Here is a 20,146-nt window from a genome sequence, read left to right as displayed (position 1 = left end):
AGGTGTCTGAAAACTACTATTTTGGTACCCTCATTTTCTTGGTAAAAGGTTGATTCATAGCGAACTTAGTACCAGAGATTGATACCCTAAGTCCTGATGACCTGAACCTGTACCGATACGGTTATGATCCAGTCAGCGGAGTGGTTCCGCCACCAGGATGAAGCTTTTCAATTTCAGGGAAAAATTAATGTAACCATGAAAAATGTAGTTAAACCGGACCAAGTTATTATCAATATCCTTAGTGGATTGCTTATTCTGCTATGGGTATATGTGGCTTTATCCAAACTTTCAGATTTCCACGCCTTTCAATGGCAAATGCGTAATCAGGTGTTCAGTCGGGAGATGGCCAACCTGATCAGCTATGCATTGCCTGGAATTGAACTGATCGTGGCTGCGCTGTTATTTTTTGAAAGCAGCCGGATGGCAGGCTTTGTGGTTTCAGCGTTTATGTTGTTGTTTTTTTCAGGCTACATTTTACTGATCGTGTTGCATGTTTTTCCAAGAGTTCCCTGCTCCTGCGGGGGTGTTTTAAAATCCATGGGGTGGAATGTCCATCTGTGGTTTAACCTGGCTTACCTGCTTCTTTCCATAATTGGGGGCTGGCTAAGCCATAAGCGAAAGGAGGTTTTGGCATAGACCCGATTATGCGAAAGCCAGTAACCACTTTCACCTTTAGCGAGATAATTAACATCATTTATGGCCGGTTATCAAGGGACCATCAATGATTACCTGTAAGTTTTACAGGGATACATAAACAATTTAATGAAAGAGAACATTATGTTTAATTTATTAAAAAATGCCCACATCGGTGCCGTAGCGGTGCTGTTGGGCGTAAGTTTAGTGGTTACACAAAGTGCCTTCAAAGTAGATAAATCCAACAGAGATGACTACACTTTTCATTATACTGGTCCTGGAACAATGACCGTAAGTGAAGTGGAAAATGTCGAAAACTGGAGCTACGAAGAAGATGCCGAATGTCCTGCTGGTAGTGATCGTGCTTGTGCGATCAGTATCAGCGATGGTTATGTAGACAATGAGCCTACGAGTCCAACTTTGAACTCGAGTGCTGCCATTGACGCTACGCTAACCGGATCCGGTAAAGCAAAAGTGGTAAGCCTAGCTAGTGGTCAGATCTTCAACAGATCAAACTAACCATTGGCTAAATGAAGGCAGGGGGATACCACCCCTGCCTTTTTTTAATTTTGAGGTATCCCCTGCAGTACAATATCCAATGGTAATGGCACAGCATAAAAAGATGCGTTCGGTAACAACTCAACCAGATGATTATTGATCTTTCGCTTTAGAATAATATTCCCGCCTTCCCTATTGTAACGCTTAACGTCTATCCACCTTACTCCCCTAAACACCATTTCCTTTCTACGTTCGAGTCTTATTTTCGTGAGTACATCAGTTTTGTCAGTCCCGGTAATGGGAACAAAAGTTTTAGTTTTGTCCCATCGTTTTACCAATAAGGCATTTACATCCAGCAGGGCTGCGTCTACATTTCCGAGCCATGCATTACACTCCGCACAAATCAGGTACAGCTCGTCGGTGGCTAAACCAGTAAAATATAGAGAACCATTAGCGGTATAGTTCCCTTTGAATTGCTGATAACCTGATATCGTAGTAAAAAATCCGGTCTTTCTTAAATCTGCTGTGTTATATGTACCTACGAGCGTGCTATCAATCCTGGCCTGGCTGGGATTGTGTATAACGTTCAACAAGCTCATTTCCGTGTAAAATATTGTTTCTGAATTGAACCGCTTAAATGGTATTGCGGCAGTAAGCGAGGTAATGTTGGGATCACTATTGTAATCCATCAATGCACTATTTAGTTTCATTGCTTCATTAGCATAGTTGAGTGCCTCAGCGTATTTACCCATATACAAATAAGTTCTTGCTAAAAGGGCGTAGGCAGCACCTTTAGAAGGTCTCGTCTGCTTTTGAGGATACGCCGGAAGCAATGCAATGCTCTCTACTGCGTCTGCTATCACCTGATTGTAAGTTTCCCGAACATTAGCTCGTACTGAAGGTACATTGAAATCCGAATTTTTTCTTAAAACTACTCCCATATCCGTAGCAGCCGAACTTTCATTGTATACTTTTGCATATTGAGTGGCCAAATTTAGTGTACTATAAGCCCTGAAAAACAAGCCGGAACCTTTGATATTGTCCCAGGCAGCAGCGTTTTCAGCATTACGTTCAATATTTGCGAGTAAATCCATGCTCAGGTTGGCGTTATAAATAATTTTATAGCCCGCGCTCCAATCATTATCAAACTCGATGTCGGGTAATTTCCATTGATATTGATTCTGATACCATACCGTAAGCGCATTATAATTGGCGGGTAGAATAAAATAATCGTCAGCTGCCGATTCCATTAATCCCGGAGTTACCCTAAAGTTCATGTAATCTGCATCATCCAAAAGGCCTTGCAGATCTTTAAGCGTTTGTGGTGTAACTAACTTATCATTTGATTTAACCTCGAGGTACTTTTTGCAACCCAGGCATGAAAAGGTGAGTAACGCTAAACCTAAATAAATCTTATAAATTTTCATGTTCATTATTTTAAAAGTTAAAATCCTCCTCTTAGCCCAAATAAGATTGATCTCGTGGGCGAATAGGTGCTCATATAATCAGGATCAAGATTGTATTTATTTGCCCGCCAGATAATGCCCAGGCGCTGGATTCCTCCATACAGTTCAAGGCTTTTGAAAAGCGGTTTCTCTTTTTTAAAGCCGAACTTATAACTTAGGTTTACATAATCGAGCCTGATATGATCTGCTCTGATCGCATTCGCATCAGAACTAGTGTAAACAGCATCGCGAGCAGAATTTGCCGGATAGCTGAATGCCGGTATATCCGTAATCAGTTCATCACCGGGTTTTTGCCATCTTGAGGCATAATCACCATAACCCCAACCATTGGTAATCAAATTGGAAGAACTAAAGCCTTGCTTCAATGCGTAATAACCCAGTTTATAAGATAGGTTAACAGATATGGAGAAAGATTTATAGCGGAAAGTATTGATCACTGAACCATAATACACCGGGCTTGATGGTCCCATGAAAACCATATTATCCCCCGTCACTATAGCCTCCTGCATAATGGCTGCATAATCAGTACTGGGGACGCCTTTCAAATAGCCCATGGGGTTGCCGGCATTATCCAGCCCCGCGTACTTATACACTGCCAATCCATATACCGGTTTACCAACCAAGGGACTAATTACATTGCTTGCGCCGATAATTCGATAAAGCCCTTGTGAAGTACCGGTATAGTAGGCAATTGTTTTGGAGGTATTGTAGTTGAAGTACATATCACTTGTCCACCTAAAAGACCTGCTTTGCATATTCAATGAATGCAAATCCACCTCCATTCCCTTTCCACTCATATCGGCTACGTTTTTGGTAATCACGTTTGATCCGCCCCAGGTGGTATAATCGTATAAGGTTGGTCCATATAAGTCGGTTCCCCTTTTTCGGAAAAAAGAAACTGATCCGGTAATCCGGTTACCTGCCGTTGCAAATTCTGCTGTTAAACTGAGTTGAGCCAGTTGCTCCCATTTCAATCCGGGATTGTTGATCGCATTGATACGGGTATAGGCTAATGAGGTTGCCGAATTTGTTGAATACGTTCCTACCGAGAGTGCCGTTTTGGTCACGTCCACATTTCCGCTGTAACCGAATGTAGTTTTGATCCTTAATCTGGGTAGCCATTCCAGGTGATAGAAATTTTCGCTGGAAAGATTCCAGCCTAGGCCTGCCGACCAAAGCGGCGTCCATTTGTCGTTGGTACTGGCGCCGAAAATATTCGAACCATCCGTACGGGCACTTCCTGATAAAATGTATTTTTCTTTAAAGGTATAAGCCAGGTTGAAATAATTACTGATGAACCGGTATTGGGTTGAAGTCAATGACTGGCCTGAGCCAATCTGACTGGAATTACCTGTCAGAGGATTTTTATAGCTGCCAATGGGGTCGACAGCAATATAGGTGAGCGGATCGGGACTATAGCCGTAATAAGAACCGCCGCTGCTGGTGCTGCTCACGTCCCGCATTTCCACTCCAGCCATGGCGTTGATGTGGTGATCGCCATAGGTTTTATCCATGTTCATTTGCCCCCTTGCGGTATAGCTTTTAGTGTTCCCGATGCTCCAGAAATTGATCCCGCCACGGGGAACAATATAGGTCACTATTCCGGTGCTCCTATTATACTGGCTAAAACCATTGATCAGGTTCCGGGTATAGTAACTGTTTTCATCTGCATAAGTATCCGTATTGAGCTGCTGATCCTGATACTGGTAAGCGGCATTCACATCAATCAGATCGAAGATCTTGTAAGATAAATTTGCGCTGGCATAAATCTCTTTAGTGATGTTCGTGGTCACATTATGCTTATAATCTTCAGTAGGATAATATTTCCAGTCGAGCAGTTTGCCGTTGGCCACCGTATCGGTAAATGCACCACGGTAAGTGGTGGCCAGTGGCAGGGCCTTGCCATTGGCATCTGTAAAAGAAAGATAGGGCACAGGGATCGAAGCCGCTACGACCATATTGGAATATGCAGGCCTCCCGGATTTGGCTGTGTTTTGGGTAACATAAGCCCTGGCACTCAGTTTCAGGTTTTTGGCCAGTTTAATTTCCTGCTGAAAGCTTAAATTGATTTTCTTTGAGTGGCTATAGGTCTCACCAATCAAATCCTGAAAATTTCCTGATGCCAGATAAGCATATTGCTCGCTGCCACCCTTAAAATTTACACTGTATTGCCGCGTTTGCGCATTTGTATAGAAAGCATCCAATGCATTTTGCCGTGTATCCTGTGTTTTCAACACATCCAATTGGGCTTCGGTTTCTGCAGCGCTTAACGTCCCATTTCTTTTCCTAAGCAAAAGCTCCACTGCAGGAGTCAGTGCGAGGTACGGCGTACTGGTAATCCTGGAATTGTAAAAGCCTTTATCAAACTTAAAGCGTTCCAGTTCGATATAATCAGCAGAACTCATTTGCGGACGGGCAAATAAATCAGGCAGGGATTGCACCATGTTACTTGCTGCAAAATCTATAGCCAATTTCTGGTTAAAGCTGGCTTTTCTGCTGGTCAGTACGATTACCCCATTCCCTGCCCGCGCGCCCCAGATGGAAGCAGCTGCTGCATCTTTAAGGATCGAAACCTGCTCGATATCATTGGGGTTGATGTTATCGATACTACCCTCGTAAATGAATCCATCCAATACAATCAGGGGATCAAGTGGCCCGTTAAACGTTCCGATACCCCGCACAGCCAATCCGGTTTTATTTTGTACGTTATTGGCGCTTTTACCCACGTTTTGCAGTAAGCCAGAACTTTGTCCCAATATTCTATCCAGAATATTTGCCCCACCCCTCGCATTTAGCTGGTCTTTATTGATGGCCGCAATGCTTCCGTTAGTTTCATTGGGTTTTAAGTTTTGATAACCGGTACTAATTTCTACCACCCCCAAATCAATACTTTCGGATTGTAAACTGATCATCACTTCTTCCTTGCCAGTCTTCAGAACGAATTGCGCTCTTTGATAACCGATTGCCGATACACTTAGCGTATCTGGCAGCCGCCTGATGCTGATGGTAAAGTTTCCGTTTTCATCCGCCTGCACGCTTCCGTTGTATTTGCTATTTACTGACGCACGAACCTTGCCTTCGCTAAAATTGATTTTACCCTTTATAATTTTCGAAGCGTTTTGCGCCAGGCAGCTCATTACCGAAAGGAAGACCGTCAGTAAGGTTAAGACCAGCAGCAGGGCATTCCATCGTTTAGAATACGAATTAAAATTTTCCTGTGTCATCATCTACCTGGTTTTAAGAGGTGCATCAATGGACTCGCCATAAAGGAAGCGGTTAATATTTGCGGCTGTTAGCGCCTTATGATCAGTGATTGCTTTGATTCTGCCGTCCCCCCGATCCAGATGTAATGTGGAACCACCCGGTGTGGAAAGTAGCGCTGCAGGAGTGGATTGTAGGCCATTACCGCAGCGCCAAAAGTCTTTTTGTCCTTTAAGAAGTTTTTCACGAAGCCACGAATATCTTTCAGGCTATCAATCCGGCTTCTGGTATCGAGCATGACCGGCCAAAAGGAATTGTTTACAGACTGAGCTAGACTATCCAGTTTAACCATATTTCTCAGGCATGGCTCGCACCAGCTGGCCCAGTAATCTAAGATAATAGGCTTTCCTTTAAATTGTTTGAGGCGGTAAGTCTGGTTTAAGCCGTCGGATATTTCTGTTAGCGACTCATTCCAAACCGCTGCAGGTATTTTATCACCTACATTTAGTGGAGTGACTTGCTGGGCAATCGCCCTGGTTATATTGAAAGTTAATACGAGTAAGATGAAGAGCAATAGGAGCAAAAAGCTCTTAATTATTGGGCATGGCAAAGCCCTTACGATGGAAATCGTTAATTTTTTCATAAAATCAGTTTTTAGTTAGTTTGAATTTTTGGTTCAGAAAGCCTGGTTAGGGCTTCGAAAGAATCAAAGCAGGCCGCAAGAATTAAAGAACCATTATTTGTCGTGCAGCCTGCTTGCTAGAATTACTCTGGCTGACGAGGCTTCATTGCATAAAGCCTGTTGAAGTGGTAAAATGAACGTTGTTTCATTATATAGTTAGTTTGGTTTATTTTCAATGAGCCATAAAATTTTAGCTACCACGAAGAACCTTTAAAACCTGGCTGCCTGGCACCACGCGCTCCTTCGTGATGCAGCAGGCTGCTTAGGAATCATACATCGCCCTCTCTCGCGATATCTTCCAATTTGTTTAATTCTTATTGCAGTTATAAATACCAAGCCCGTGGTTTTCCACCAGCTGATGGAAAACCATTATGCTAATTATAAAAAGATGCTTACCTTAGAATCGTCACAAACCCAGAATAAGTCCTTTGTGTTTTTAGCATAGGGCTTGTTCCGGAAATAAAATTATTGTTGCAAAGGATACTGTCTAATTAAATTAGGCAGACCGCTCCTTTTTAACAAAAGGCATTTTACTTTCCGGTATTTTTTTTACACACATGGGTATGTTGAATAACCCGTTCTTACGCAGGTTTTAGGGAATGATTTTATTCTGTTTATCAGTAATGAAATCATTTAATGAAATTGAATTTCTGTTGTTACCATAAAACTATCATTTGGTTATGTTAAAAACGATGGACTCTATCTGCGGCTATATTTAACTTATAACAAATATATAAAAGTTTGAGTACAACTCAAACTTTTTTTGAATTTTTTTTGATTTGGAAAAGAAAAATAATAAAAGTGGAAACAAAATTAAGGAGGCTGCTAAAGAAGCTGGGGCGTCTTCAAGACTAATTTCATTATGGGTAGATGTGGACTATACTACAGTAAGTAGCTGGAGCTCTAACAAATATCAGCCGAATGGCGACAACTTAGATCAAATTGGTGAATTACTTCAGAAAGATAATCGAGACTTATTAGAACCGCAAGGTCGAATAGATACAGGGTTGGCTAGAGCTTTAGAACAAGAAATGAAACGGTTGAATAAAGATGAAGGCATGCCTTATGAAATTGACCAATTTGTTAAGAAGAAAGGAAGGAGCGTCAAGGTTAATAACCCTGAAATAATTAAGAAAATCAAGGAATTCGCGTTAAAGTATATTGCCAACAATGATACTCTATAAGCGATTTCAATTCTCACCATAAAAAATAAGGAGAGGTCAACTGACCTGTTTCACATCTAAATTAAAATACCACTCAGTAAAGCGCTCAATTTTCATGGCTAAACCAATAGTATTCGGAGAAATAGAAGGTATTTCAGAAGGTCATCACTTTCAAGATAGGAGAACGATGATGAACGATAGTTTTCACAGAAACTGGGCTGGGGGCATTGATGGTACAGGAAGTACTGGTGTTGCCGCTATAGTCCTTTCTGGGGGCTACGCAGATGACGAAGATCTTGGTGATGTAATTATTTATACCGGTGCTGGTGGCAATGAAGGTGACAGTAAAAAACAAACCAAAAACCAGGACTGGAATAATAGAGGCAATGCTGGCTTACTTAAAAGTATGAACGAAGGTTTGCCTGTGAGAGTAATTAGAGGTGCGAAACACAAAACACCCTACTCGCCAAAAAAGGGTTATACTTATGCAGGTCTATATAGTGTTGTGGAAGCTTGGGAAGAAATTGGAAAAAGTGGTTTTAAAATTTGTAGATTCAGACTTGAATATACAGGCACTAATTCGAGTAGAAAATCAACCGAAGAGATAGAATTAGATTATTCCACTAAAGACAGAAAACAGGTAGAAACTGTTGTTTTAAGAGTAGTTCGTGACACCAAAATCTCAAGGGATATCAAACAGCTTTACGATTTTCAATGTCAAATATGCAATGAAACTATTGTTATCAAAAGTGGCCGTTATGCGGAAGGAGCGCATATCAAACCGCTAGGTAAACCACACAACGGAGATGACAATTCCAATAACTTAATATGTTTGTGTCCTAATCACCATGTAATGTTTGATAAAGGAGTGTTTTCGATATCAGATGACTTAAGTTTATTGGGCAGTGCGGTTGGCAAATTAATTTTGAAGGAACAACATCAATTGAATTTGTTGAATCTAGCACATCACCGCGAGGCACATGGATACGATTAGGGTTGTTTGTGGAATTATATTCAATGAAGATAAAATACTTCTTTGTAGAAGAAAGCCAAATAAGTCTTTAGGTGGTTATTGGGAGTTTCCCGGTGGAAAAGTTGAACTAAATGAATTAGAAGAGGATGCCCTTATTAGGGAATTGCGAGAGGAACTCTCCATTCAGGTTGAAGTAATTAAATTCTTTAAAACCATTACTCATCAATACGAGAATTTTCAAATCGAGCTTATATCATATTGCTGTGCATTCATTCAATCCGATTTTGTATTAATAGATCATGATGAAATTCAATGGGTAGAAACAGCGGACCTGCTTAACTTTAAACTGGCACCTGCAGATGTGCCTATTGCTACCGCACTAACATCTTTTTTAACTTTAAATAAGCCGTTCTAACAGAAGATCCTTCTCTGAAAAAGGTTTGGATGCAAGGACAATTAGAGAGGTTCACCGCACTTTTTTGTTGATTTAAGCTTTGGATATAGGTTGGATGCGTGAAATATACTCGATTGATTATAATCGCCATCTAGTGCACCAGTATTAGGTTCGGATGCTAGATAAAGAATTTAGAGCCTGTAAATAAATTTCTGGCCATTTTGGTTCGAAACAAAAGGGGCTTTGGGGAAATGGCCAGTAAGCCACTTTTTAATATATTGTAATCTTTAATTTGATTGATCGAATAAAATAGAGCGACAAGTCTATTGTGACAGTGTCGCTCTGAGTAATTGTTCATATTTATCTCCTATGGATTAATTGCCTTTACTATTTCCTGAGTTGAAATTTCTTCGAGAATATCCATTAATTCTGTTTCAAAGTTCAATATTGACATATCGTCATTTGCAATCCACTTCATAGCTTCTTGTTTTGGTGATATGCTGTTTTCTTTCAAGTAAGCTTCATAGTCTTTTTTTCTAACCCCTTTACCCTTATCATCTGCATCGACAAGGAAGGCATACTCGGTGTTGTGTTTTACAAAGTTTCTAAATCCATATCTCAAGAACCTATTATAGGTGCTAATTAAATCACTATCTGTTGACGATATTGATTTCGGTATAAATATTATTGGCTTACCGTTAAAAATCGGCAATTCATATTTTCCTTTCACCCAACTTGCTGTTGAGGAGTCGAAAATACTTGATACCTTTACTAAATTAGTTGGTATCCCGTATTTTGCACATTGCTCCTGTGTATACACAATTAATTGTGGCTTAATAATACTTACTATGATATCTGAAATTCTATCAGGACCAATTTGGGGAACCCCAAAATATAGCGTATTATAGGAAAATTGACCAGTTTTCAAAGAGTTTACTATTGATTCAGTATTCTCTTTTATCAAATCTTGTAACACTGAGCCGACAGAATTTCCATGTGGTTTATTAGTAGAATATCCTAGTCTTGTTGCGTTACACTCGTGCAAGCCTTTAAGTAGCATTTTAGATTCGTTACTTCTTTTAAATAATGCGCTGTGGAAGAATGTATCTAAAAAAGAATCTAAGGAATCTTTCATTTGCAAGGTGAGATGTGTTTTTAATTTCAAGACCTTATTATAGTCTACAAAAATTAAGTTGTCTTCCTCTAATTTTACGTCAAGAAAATCAACGTCTGCTTGTGACAAACCTAGTTTGTCTAATGCGAAATGGGTTGTAATGGTCGTTTTCATTTGAAGAAGTTTAATTGCTTATGTATTAAACTTAAATTCTTCATTTCTACCTTAACCTCCTTGAAGCTCGGTATTGTCAATAGTTGATGATTCATATCACAACTATTTCAAACACTATGCCAAAAAAATAAACACGTTTGTTAAACTTTGCATAGTTTATTTAATAAACATATTGTTTTTCTTGTTTAACTGTTTACCTTTGCAGTACCGTATTAGGACTCAATAATGGACTTTAAAACTGCATTGGTAAAGCATATTGGCTCTAAAATAAAGGAGGAGCGACTAAAGATTGGGCTTAATCAAAATGATCTAGGTGAGAAAATTGGTTTAACCCGAACATCGATTTCTAACATAGAAGCTGGAAGACAACAGCCGACTTTAGATATTTTGTATCAAATTTGCTATAATTTAGGCAAGGAGATACATTTTTTCTTACCGACATTTAATGATGTACAAGCATTAACTACTACACCTGAAAATACAACTATTGATAAGCTGAAAACAAATAAGCTTTCCGATAGTTCTATAAACACAGTTAAAGACATACTAAACAAATATAAATTATAATAGCATGAGATATATTGAGGAAAAGGCAGAAGACTTATTAAACAAATTCAGGTTTAATAAGTTGCCTATTAATCCCGAGTTATGTGCTAAAAAGCTTAATATCAGGGTTGAAGACTCTGAACTCGATGATGACATATCTGGAATATTTGTTGTTGAAGAAGATGAGAGTTATATTATATATAATAAATATGAAAGCCGTGTAAGGCAAAGGTTTACAATAGCTCATGAACTCGGGCACTTTATTTTACATAAAAGTTCAGGTGTGTTTGTTGACCGAAAACCGAAAGCACTCTATAGAAATTCGGCTTCAACTACGGGCGAAGTGTTAAAAGAGAGAGAGGCAAATGCCTTTGCAGCAGCTTTATTAATGCCAAAAAGTCTGATTGATAAGGAAATAAAAAAAATTACTGACACCGATGAAATAGTTGACAAGTTGGCAGATTTATTTGTTGTGAGTAAGTCCGCAATGAGCTTTAGATTATCGAATTTGGGCTATGAATTTTGGTAATGTAACTTTAATTCCCAAACTAATTTTTTTGATCGTAATTATGAATGGTCATTTATTGATATAATAATAGTTATAAATAAAATAATATGAACTCTGCAATTAATATAGCGAATTATTTTCTAAAAAAGTCTTTTCAAGATGGGATAGATATGAGTCCAATGAAACTAATTAAATTAGTTTATATTGCACATGGGTGGTATCTTGGCCTATTTGACTCGGAGTTAATATCCGAGCCAACACAAGCTTGGAAGTATGGTCCTGTTGTTTCATCTGTTTATCAGTGGTTTAAAAAATATAGGACTGAAAGGATTTCAAGTATTGATTTTCCTAATGAAAACTTAAAGAATGAATATTATACCTTGTCAAAAGATTTAGAAATAACAGCATTTTTAGATAAAATTTGGGAGGTTTATAAAAATTATTCTGGAGGGCAATTGTCTGATCTTACCCATCAGCCAAATACACCTTGGTCAAAGACGTGGAATGAAAATGGTGGAAGCTTAACATATGGTGCGATTATTCCAAATGAAATGATAAAGGCTCATTATAAGGAAAAGTTCAATCTACAATAAAATAATTTAAACGTGTCTCAATCCGAACTTCTCGACAAAATAGTAGCTCCAGAAAATATCTCGACTTCTGATAAAGTATCCAGTGCCAAAGAGGAAAAAGAATTATTTGATATAAGCTCGGAGACAACTAAATCTCGGCATTCTCGAAATCTTACTATCATTTCGATTTGGGTTTTAGGATTAGCTGGACTCATTCTACTTTTGATAAGAATTTATCATTTTTTAACACCAGTTTGTTGGCAATGGCTTAATGAACCTCAGATTCAAACACTAGATAAGCTGTTATTTAGTGGTACTTTAGGAAGTGTTTTAGGTAAATATAGTGGTTCCGTGTTTTCTAAAGAAAAGTGATAAGCTTAAGCTTTCAGGATTTTTAATATACTTAAAAATTAAACCCTTCTAGACACTAGTATTTGGCCAGTGTCTCAGGCTTGATTGTTGCTATTAACGCCTCTATTTCCTTATTTGCAGAGAAATCTTTTAAATGGAAGATACTTAAGTAGTCTAAATGAGATAATCCAGGTTTTATTAGATGATACCTTTCGAAACTCGATAGAATTCTGATATTATACAAATTTGTATTGTTATAGACTTAACCAACTGGAATTTTCCAAAAGCTTGAGCACAATGGTTTGATCTTCCTATTCTGATGATTATCTTGCAGCGCAATGATCCCTCTTCACGAACGCTTACCGATAAACCTGTTAACGGCCAGTTTTAACAGCACTGCTGCGGCCTATAAATTTTACTGGCTCCTCTCTATACTTGATGAGGTGGCTGATGGTGAGTATTATATCCCTAAGCATCGCTTATTTGTGGGTATGGTGGCTTCGAGTTGGTTCACGATTAATTATTTCAAAGTTAGTTTTGGTAAGCAAGATCAGTTACATAAAGCGGTGGAAGAAATTGGTTTTTTGGAAGGTATTAGTATAGATGACGACCGGAACCGCATTAGGAAACGTTTAAATGAAAGTTATCATCCGAAAACGCAACGGTTGCTTTGGCATTTCAATAAACAGGTGCCACACCGTTTTTTGAGTCCGTGGTTTCCGTTCAAAGGAGAAAATCAGAAATATATTTACGAAGCATCGGGCAGGTTCGAAAACGACTGCTTATACGCGGTGAATGAAACACATGTTACTATTAACCCGATATGGGTGGATTATCTGGCAAATAACATGGGTGTTTTGAAAAGCTTCTGTTACTGGAACTTAAGCTTGTACTTACAGAAACACAATCCTAACGTTCCTGATATTCCTAACAAACTGATAAAACCAGCTAAAAGAAATAACCTGGTTAAACAACACAAGTTTTGGAATACTATTATCAACGAACTTGGTGGCGTAGATTGTATTTATAACAATACGAGGTTGCAGGTAGGTAACTTTGCGGTAGAACACTTTATTCCCTACGCATTTGTATCGCATGATTTGATCTGGAATTTGATTCCAGCCAGTCCTTCCTTCAACAGTTCTAAATCAGATAGGCTCCCTCCCCTGGACAAGTACTTTGATGGTTTTTACCACCTACAGAAACAGGCAATCGAGATCATCAAATATAAAGCGATTAAAGAGCCTTTATTGGAAGATTACCTGAGCATCTTTCCTGATCTGGAAAGCTTAACACAGCTACCTGATGGGTACAAGGCTAAATTCAGATCGACCATTGAGCCATTGATTACGATAGCGGTGAATAATGGGTTTCAAATGATGTAAGATGGATGACGTAAAATGTCGATGTAACTTCCTAAAAAATTATTGCAAAAGCATAGCCTTCTAAAATGAGTAGTGAATATAACTTTATTAATATCCCTGATCAAAAGGGTGATATTAAAACGATTGCTGAGTTAATTAAGGTTACGAATATCGGAATAGAAGCAATTACTCATATTTATTACGACCATTCTTTCGATAAGAATGTATTAGAAAAGATGTTCCCTCTACAGGAAAATTTAATCTATCGGATTTTTGCCGCATTTCATCAGTATGAGCTTTTGATAGTTGGAATTAATGAAAAGTCTGTAATTGACTTAACCGGAGATAGATATTCTGGTCCTTTAGAATCTCATCCAACTGTTTACAGGTACAACAATGAATTAAGTTCTATCGTCGATAGCATCTTTTTTCACCTTTGTTCTGTCTTCGATTATTTTGCTCATTTTATTTCTTACATGTTCGAGCAAAACAAAGATAAAACGCTGGATTGGGATGCGCTGGCTAAAAAGACTAGAAATGTTTATAAAACAACACTAAAATCATCAGATGCTATCAGGGATGCCGACGTGAACATCCGCATTAAATTGGAGTGGCATCGTTCGCAGTTGATTCATAAGAAAAGAGACCTACGTTTTACGGGCATTATAAAAAATGAAACATCTAATTCGCTGAGTTTAATATTTTCTGCATCCTCCGCAACAATGAAACATTTTAAAAATATTATAATGGGGTATAATAGTGAATCTAAATATACATTGGATTGTTTACCATCTGCAGTATTTTATCAAACACTATATTCGATAAATAATCTGCTGAAGTTTTTGCGAATCGATTTGATTGCTAGTTCGAAGTTCACAGAGAACATAAAAAATCCTAAGCATAATTCACCAGCCTACATGCTTCATCCGCATACAAAACAAGCCTATCCTAAGTCTGAAGTGATTTGGGCTGATTATGTAGCGCAGATTAAAAGCATTTATAGTGATATAGAAAAGCGTGGCATGGCATTTAAAAACAATAAATAAACCCTGTTTCAATAAACTGAAAACATTCTTTTTAAATTTTTAGGATTAACTTAACAAAACTGAGCCAGATTAAGTTCAGCATTTGCGAGTTGTTGTGTCCAGAAACCATGTAGTTTGCCATGGTGATAATTTTGATCTTTATTTCGGATCTCCAATATTTTTTCTCTTGCCTTGTGGCTCATATCCTTTAGTGCTGACAATCTTGAATTAGCATTGATACGAACAAGACATTCTTTTGGAATACAATGTGCCTTTAGCCTCCCGTCTCCTCTGGCATCATCATAAATAAAACCCCTATCTGCCTCTGTTATAGAGAACAAAGACTTTAATTCGGCAGTATCTAACACTAAAAAGCCTTTTTGATAAGCTTTTTCACCAACAGGGATTTGATGATCTTCAACCAATAGTAAAATTCCATTATCATTTAGTAGTTTAGTGATCTGCCCGCCATCCTTAAATAGGTCAATCCATTCTATTGGATCAATCTCATGTAGTACGTTACACATGATAATTACATCGAAGCTGTTTTTGTCATATTTTGCCAGAAGATTTCCCATGTCATTAAAATAACGGCATGCTGAATCATCATAAATTTTAGATAACGTTTCAATACAATGGTCACGATCATTGGGAAACTTATCGTATCCTATGTAATCAATTTTCTCGGCTACATTAGCACCTTGTCGCCAGTCGAGCTCTGCCATGTTTGAAATTAATCTACCCTTACCAACACCATAATCAAGCACGCGAAGCCTTTTATCACCTATTCTATCTGCTATAGCTTTCCTAATTTGCTTAGACTGGGGATCATCCGCGGTGGTTTCTACCACCCTTGGTTCAAACAGACATTCGGTGGCATATCTTGAACTGGCAAATTGAGCTGGAAGACTAATGAAGTCTTGCAGTTTTCCAATCTCTTCTTCACTGCCCAATAAGCTATGGAGTACTTTTTCTGGTATTTTTCCTGCGTGTTTCACTTCGCCTTCATCAACAAACCAGATTTGCGCCGGATCGAAGTGCGCCAACAATGGGATAGAATGGGTTGCAATCCATATCTGGCCGTTTTCAATACTCTTCAGAATGCGGTCGATAGTCTCAATAATTACAGAGGGATGCAAGTGGTTCTCCGGCTCATCTAAAACTATAATCAAATCTTTTAGTGCCACTGATTGATTGTAAAGCGCTATGGAAAACTGTAGAAGTATTTTTTGACCATCAGAAAGGTTTGATTTTGAGAGAGGGAATCCAAATAATGTGGGGTTCCCCTCACGGTCTCTGGATAGTTCCGTATTCAAAAAAAGGTTAATTAAGTCCTTTAATCTAGCATAGTCGGATTTGGCCTCCTCTTTTATGGTGTCTCCGCCTGTAAATTCTGGATTGGAGGTGTTATACCAAACATCCTGAATATACTGTATGCAAGCAAAAGTCCCTCCAGAAAGTGCGGATACTCCAATCGTTTTTACACTCTTAGCACTATTGATTAAATCAATTTTATTAAAGCTATTTTGATCGGTTAAATCTAACCTTTTAGGTACAAAAAAAACTGGGTTATGTTGTTCACTAATTTCATCTGTCTCTATTAAGTTCCATGCGAGTGACTTAGCATATATATTTCGCTGGTTGAGTTGATCCCTATTTATGTGCTCTAAGCTTTGTAGCTCGCCTTGTAAATTGTGCTTAATTAAATCGCTGACATTGAGATTACTTAGTTGTTTTTTTAATGCTGAAATGCGAATTTCATTTTTATCAATTTGCTCATTGTAGGCGTCAACCTGTACCTTGTGTGTAATAACCGTACTTTTCGCAGGTTTTCCCTGAATTATTGTCATAATCTTGTTCAAAATTCTGGTCTTGCCTGCACCATTCTTCCCAGCTAGCAAGACAACATTTGACAGCCTGTCCATTTTGATTTCTTTAAGGCCATCTTTGGTATTTGGGTCAACAGGGATATTTATTTTAGTAATTTTCATTTAACTTCAAATGCAATATTAAGTTTTACACGCGGTTTAGCTAACTATTTTAAAGAAGGTTTTTGTTAATTATAATAGTTGAGTTGCTTTTTTGCAATGAATCTTGTACATGGGTTAGGGCTTGTCCAATAGCCTTTGCGATTGGTTTGAATTCCTCATAAGTAAAAAAATTCGATTTAGCATTATTACACCAGTAACAACACCATACGATATTAGCTAATTCATCGTAGGGTTTGAAAGGATCTTTTCTATCTAATTCCAGGCGTTTTCCGCGTTTCCCTCCACGTGTAGCATCAGGTCTGACTCCTGATCTCTGAAGGTTATACAGTTTTAAACTTTGGCTATTAGTAGTGCCACAATAATGGCAGCCTGAATCAAATTCCTCTTTCTTAAACCATTTATCAAATTCATCAAAAGTGGTCGATTTGAATCCTGCGGTTATTTTTAAGGTTTTCTTATTCATTTTCTCTCTTTTGTGAGAAAATATTTTCTGAAGTTCCTTTCTGGTCATTTTTATAAAACTGATTTTTAATAAAGTAGAATTTAATGCTGTTCAATGATAGCAAGTGTATTAACTTGTTTGAGACCTAATCATGAACCCATCTAGTCCAAACGAGGAAGTTTGATTTCCTTGAAGATTGTTGAACGAGCGGTCCGGATTTCCCCTTTTACTATAAAGTCGTTCAAGCTTTTCATATTCGCCATCCATGAGATTTTCATAAACCTCATTCTCAATACCTAACTCTAAGTTTAATGACTTAGACTGTAGCCTAATTACTCTATAGCCTTCATTATTGATTCTAATCGTTTTAGAATTTTCTTGCTGCTGTTCTTCTAAAGCAAAAAAAGGAGAATAGTAGTTCTGATAGAATTTTTCAATGTCAATTGTGATTTCTTTTTCAGAATCGTTAGAAGGAGGATCAACAATCCTTGAGATGATTTTATCAGGTCCGAAATACGTTGCACAAGCTGATAATGTAGCAGGTTTCAGCCCAAATATGGTGTCAACATTTTTTGCCTGTGCTTTAGCTTCGTTAATTTTTGTTCCTAACTGGGGTCTGCTTGTTCCCTTTGCCTCAAAAACATGCCAATGTCCAGATTTACACTTACCAACCAAATCTGGCTCCCTCTTGGATTGCAAATTAACAAAGTTGATCGCTCCTTGATTTTTAAGTGATTCTACATGAATAAGATTAGGTATGTCAATTAGTTTTTCTGCGTAAAGTTTTGCCACTGCCATACCGAGATTATAGCTTACCATTCGTTTTTTGTCAGCAACATAATCATTGAAGATGGGGTGTAAGGATAAGTCTGCATTACTTTGAATATTATTAAAAATCAATAGGCATTTTTCAATTACCGAATTCGACACAGCCCTTGCAAAACCATACCTTCTTATATCAGCTTTGGTCAGATAGCTTGGGTTTCCAACTGTAATCATACAGCGGTACAAGTCCCACACTGAGCAATTTAAAGAAGTCTGAATACCTGTATTAACAGGTAAGTAGGGGGCAAGGTAAGAATCTGCTGTATAATAAATTTGAGGCATTTAATTTAGTCTTGAATTTGTACTATATTGAATAATTGTTAATGACCATCCACATGATCATCATATAAACTTTTCATTAACATATTTGTCAATTCTATTGCATTTGTGATCTCAGTATCAATAAAATTCTTTAGGTCTTTCGGTTGTAATTTCCAGTAATTGATAGTAAGTTTTTTAGAAATTGAAACATAGGCTTTAGTTTTTGGCCTGTTTAATTTACGATAACCATATTGATTTTCCAGGCTTAAAATCTCCATGGATGGAATTACGCCTTCTATCCACTCTTTCCTTGAATTACCGTAACCTTCACCATGTATTGCAAACGCAAACTTGATATTATCTTGCTGTAGTTGAAGGATAGTGGAATACTTTCTTTTCTTATAAAGAATATCTGTTTTTATTGGAAAATCGATGAGCGCGTCTCCTCTCGTATCAGATACAAATGCAATGTTGGTATCAATCTGTTCTGAAAGAGTGTGCAGGAAACATTTTTGTAGAATTGTTTCGAGTTGGTTTGAGGCGATGAATTTTTCGTTGGGTGTAGCATAAGAAAAATCGACCTTATCAATTTTTTTCTTTTTGCCATCCATAAAAACCATATCGTAATCATGTGGCCTGCTCATGAAGTCATTTACACATGATGTTAAACGCTCAAGAAAAATTAAATATTCTCTCAGGATTACAGCATGGTGTTCATCATCCTTCAAAGAAATTTTTTGCAACTGCAGATACATCTGGTAATACGACATTCTCATCCAATTAACATCATTTGATTTTTCCCCTGTTAAAGTCAGAAAATAAAAACGCTTTGGCTTATCCGGAAACTTAATATCGCAAAATTCTTTGTACCTGTGAAGCTGGTTTGAGTGTTGTGATGATTTTAGTTTATTTTCGATAACAACAATTTCGGCACTGGTTTCGAGTAAAATATCAATGCCATTGACCTCGGTATGGATTTTTAAAATTTTACTTTCTGGGGCTGTATTAAATAATGCCTGAAGTAGTATGTGCTTATTGTCGATATCTACTGCCATACAATCGGATGAAAACAACCAGGCAAATAATTGAGAATGAATTCTCTCTACATCGGAGATTCCTAAATATTCGAAAAAAGACCTTTTATGCATTTTGAGAGCATGTTTTAGATTACTGCTACAAGGTATTAAAAATAGTTAAAGTATGTAAATGAATTAATGTATTTTGATTTTTAAAAATGATTTCCTAAATTAGACTACCCTATTGTTGTAATCACATCTCATTTTACCTATTCCGGAGGTTCGAATCCTTTCCGGGATACCAATCATCCCTATTGTTTTTTTGATCATCCCATGATGTACAGCGATTATTGTTGTACTCATTTAACTATTGGTTTTCATCAGATTAATCAAATAAGAAAATGGATTACTTAAAAGATTTGGAAAGTTTTTATGAAGACGTTAAAAAGGGCTTAACAGAGATTGGCGGGCATTTGCCACATAGCCAGCAGGAGGAACTGGAAGCAATGAATCGCAAACTGGTCAGGTCGAAATGTTTTGATTTAATAGAAAAGATGGCGGAGCCGCGTGTGAGCGAGTCATTAAATATCAGAATAGCCGACTTGCAATTGTCTGCGCGAACCAACAATGCATTAATTGGGAACAACATTTTTACGTTGGCAGATTTGCTGAGCCAGAGTATAACGGAGGTGGTAGGCATACGAAGTTTGGGACGTAAATCACTTCGGGAAATCCAGGGTATAATACGTCAATATGATGTAACATGGGAAATGCTGATGCCCAAGCGGGCACGAGAAATGGAAGAAGTGAGATAGCCCGCTGAACATGTTTGATAGGGTTCGAATCATATTGAAAGAACGGATGCCTCTTGTGGTAGCAATCGGCCTATGTTTCCTTATCGAATGGCTTTAAATTTCGTAAACCGGCTTTTTTAATGAAATAAGTTA

20 protein-coding genes are annotated in these 20,146 nt (G+C 37.8%); 12 read left to right on the top strand and 8 right to left on the bottom strand.

Annotation, left to right across the window (positions count from 1 at the left end):
- The first annotated feature begins 123 nt into the window (after positions 1-123).
- Together AC570I_RS08035 and AC570I_RS08030 are read left to right on the top strand one after the other, a co-directional pair.
- Positions 124-636 (top strand): MauE/DoxX family redox-associated membrane protein, encoded by a 513-nt coding sequence (locus AC570I_RS08035; protein WP_497405066.1) that lies wholly within the window; start codon positions 124-126, stop codon positions 634-636.
- Positions 637-762: 126 nt separating this feature from the next.
- Positions 763-1,152, top strand: coding sequence for a hypothetical protein (locus tag AC570I_RS08030; protein WP_497405065.1), 390 nt, complete (start codon positions 763-765; stop codon positions 1,150-1,152).
- 44 nt (positions 1,153-1,196) lie between these two features.
- On the opposite strand, the gene AC570I_RS08025 is transcribed toward AC570I_RS08030, so the two are convergent.
- The 3 genes from AC570I_RS08025 to AC570I_RS08015 all read right to left on the bottom strand — a co-directional run bounded on the left by AC570I_RS08025 (position 1,197) and on the right by AC570I_RS08015 (position 6,441).
- The gene (locus AC570I_RS08025) at positions 1,197-2,558 is read right to left on the bottom strand and encodes a RagB/SusD family nutrient uptake outer membrane protein (RefSeq protein WP_497405064.1); all 1,362 of its coding nucleotides are present in this window, start codon (positions 2,556-2,558) and stop codon (positions 1,197-1,199) included.
- Positions 2,559-2,575: 17 nt separating this feature from the next.
- Positions 2,576-5,824 carry a SusC/RagA family TonB-linked outer membrane protein gene (locus tag AC570I_RS08020; protein WP_497405063.1) on the bottom strand — a complete coding sequence of 1,083 codons (3,249 nt, stop codon included), beginning with the start codon at positions 5,822-5,824 and terminating at the stop codon, positions 2,576-2,578.
- A gap of 65 nt (positions 5,825-5,889) precedes the next feature.
- On the bottom strand, positions 5,890-6,441 hold the full coding sequence (locus AC570I_RS08015; RefSeq protein ID WP_497405062.1) for a TlpA family protein disulfide reductase: 552 nt from the start codon (positions 6,439-6,441) through the stop codon (positions 5,890-5,892).
- An 818-nt stretch (positions 6,442-7,259) separates the two neighbouring features.
- Between AC570I_RS08015 and AC570I_RS08010 the strand changes: the two genes are divergently transcribed.
- From AC570I_RS08010 to AC570I_RS08000, 3 genes are all read left to right on the top strand, one after another.
- Positions 7,260-7,664: a hypothetical protein gene (locus tag AC570I_RS08010; protein WP_497405061.1), complete on the top strand. Its 405-nt coding sequence runs from the start codon at positions 7,260-7,262 to the stop codon at positions 7,662-7,664.
- 94 nt (positions 7,665-7,758) lie between these two features.
- Positions 7,759-8,637, top strand: coding sequence for a YDG/SRA domain-containing protein (locus AC570I_RS08005; protein ID WP_497405060.1), 879 nt, complete (start codon positions 7,759-7,761; stop codon positions 8,635-8,637).
- Positions 8,624-9,031, top strand: a complete 408-nt coding sequence (locus AC570I_RS08000) for a (deoxy)nucleoside triphosphate pyrophosphohydrolase (RefSeq protein WP_497405059.1) — start codon at positions 8,624-8,626, stop codon at positions 9,029-9,031. Before AC570I_RS08005 ends, AC570I_RS08000 begins: the two co-directional genes overlap by 14 nt.
- Positions 9,032-9,377: 346 nt before the next feature.
- On the opposite strand, the gene AC570I_RS07995 is transcribed toward AC570I_RS08000, so the two are convergent.
- The gene (locus AC570I_RS07995; protein ID WP_497405058.1) at positions 9,378-10,298 is read right to left on the bottom strand and encodes a DUF8370 family protein; all 921 of its coding nucleotides are present in this window, start codon (positions 10,296-10,298) and stop codon (positions 9,378-9,380) included.
- A gap of 225 nt (positions 10,299-10,523) precedes the next feature.
- Between AC570I_RS07995 and AC570I_RS07990 the strand changes: the two genes are divergently transcribed.
- From AC570I_RS07990 to AC570I_RS07965, 6 genes are all read left to right on the top strand, one after another.
- On the top strand, positions 10,524-10,865 hold the full coding sequence (locus tag AC570I_RS07990; protein ID WP_497405057.1) for a helix-turn-helix transcriptional regulator: 342 nt from the start codon (positions 10,524-10,526) through the stop codon (positions 10,863-10,865).
- Positions 10,866-10,869: 4 nt separating this feature from the next.
- On the top strand, positions 10,870-11,373 hold the full coding sequence (locus AC570I_RS07985) for an ImmA/IrrE family metallo-endopeptidase (protein ID WP_497405056.1): 504 nt from the start codon (positions 10,870-10,872) through the stop codon (positions 11,371-11,373).
- Between the two features lie 86 nt (positions 11,374-11,459).
- Positions 11,460-11,945 (top strand): Panacea domain-containing protein, encoded by a 486-nt coding sequence (locus tag AC570I_RS07980; protein ID WP_497405055.1) that lies wholly within the window; start codon positions 11,460-11,462, stop codon positions 11,943-11,945.
- A 12-nt stretch (positions 11,946-11,957) separates the two neighbouring features.
- Positions 11,958-12,296: a hypothetical protein gene (locus AC570I_RS07975; RefSeq protein WP_497405054.1), complete on the top strand. Its 339-nt coding sequence runs from the start codon at positions 11,958-11,960 to the stop codon at positions 12,294-12,296.
- A gap of 317 nt (positions 12,297-12,613) precedes the next feature.
- The gene (locus tag AC570I_RS07970; protein WP_497405053.1) at positions 12,614-13,660 is read left to right on the top strand and encodes an HNH endonuclease domain-containing protein; all 1,047 of its coding nucleotides are present in this window, start codon (positions 12,614-12,616) and stop codon (positions 13,658-13,660) included.
- 65 nt (positions 13,661-13,725) lie between these two features.
- Positions 13,726-14,685 (top strand): hypothetical protein, encoded by a 960-nt coding sequence (locus AC570I_RS07965; RefSeq protein ID WP_497405052.1) that lies wholly within the window; start codon positions 13,726-13,728, stop codon positions 14,683-14,685.
- 50 nt (positions 14,686-14,735) lie between these two features.
- On the opposite strand, the gene AC570I_RS07960 is transcribed toward AC570I_RS07965, so the two are convergent.
- The 4 genes from AC570I_RS07960 to AC570I_RS07945 form a co-directional block, all read right to left on the bottom strand.
- Positions 14,736-16,655, bottom strand: coding sequence for an AAA family ATPase (locus AC570I_RS07960; protein ID WP_497405051.1), 1,920 nt, complete (start codon positions 16,653-16,655; stop codon positions 14,736-14,738).
- A gap of 49 nt (positions 16,656-16,704) precedes the next feature.
- Entirely contained in the window at positions 16,705-17,118 is a 414-nt protein-coding gene (locus AC570I_RS07955) for a hypothetical protein (protein WP_497405050.1), read from the bottom strand.
- Positions 17,119-17,226: 108 nt separating this feature from the next.
- Positions 17,227-18,204 carry a hypothetical protein gene (locus AC570I_RS07950; protein ID WP_497405049.1) on the bottom strand — a complete coding sequence of 326 codons (978 nt, stop codon included), beginning with the start codon at positions 18,202-18,204 and terminating at the stop codon, positions 17,227-17,229.
- Positions 18,205-18,242: 38 nt separating this feature from the next.
- Positions 18,243-19,331 carry a PD-(D/E)XK nuclease family protein gene (locus AC570I_RS07945; protein ID WP_497405048.1) on the bottom strand — a complete coding sequence of 363 codons (1,089 nt, stop codon included), beginning with the start codon at positions 19,329-19,331 and terminating at the stop codon, positions 18,243-18,245.
- Between the two features lie 269 nt (positions 19,332-19,600).
- Between AC570I_RS07945 and AC570I_RS07940 the strand changes: the two genes are divergently transcribed.
- Positions 19,601-20,014: a DNA-directed RNA polymerase subunit alpha C-terminal domain-containing protein gene (locus AC570I_RS07940; RefSeq protein ID WP_497405047.1), complete on the top strand. Its 414-nt coding sequence runs from the start codon at positions 19,601-19,603 to the stop codon at positions 20,012-20,014.
- Positions 20,015-20,146: the final 132 nt, after the last annotated feature.

The organism is Pedobacter sp. A2324 (assembly GCF_059693705.1).
The sequence above is the reverse complement of the archived record's forward strand: the minus strand, read 5'-3'. Positions and strand labels throughout refer to the sequence as shown.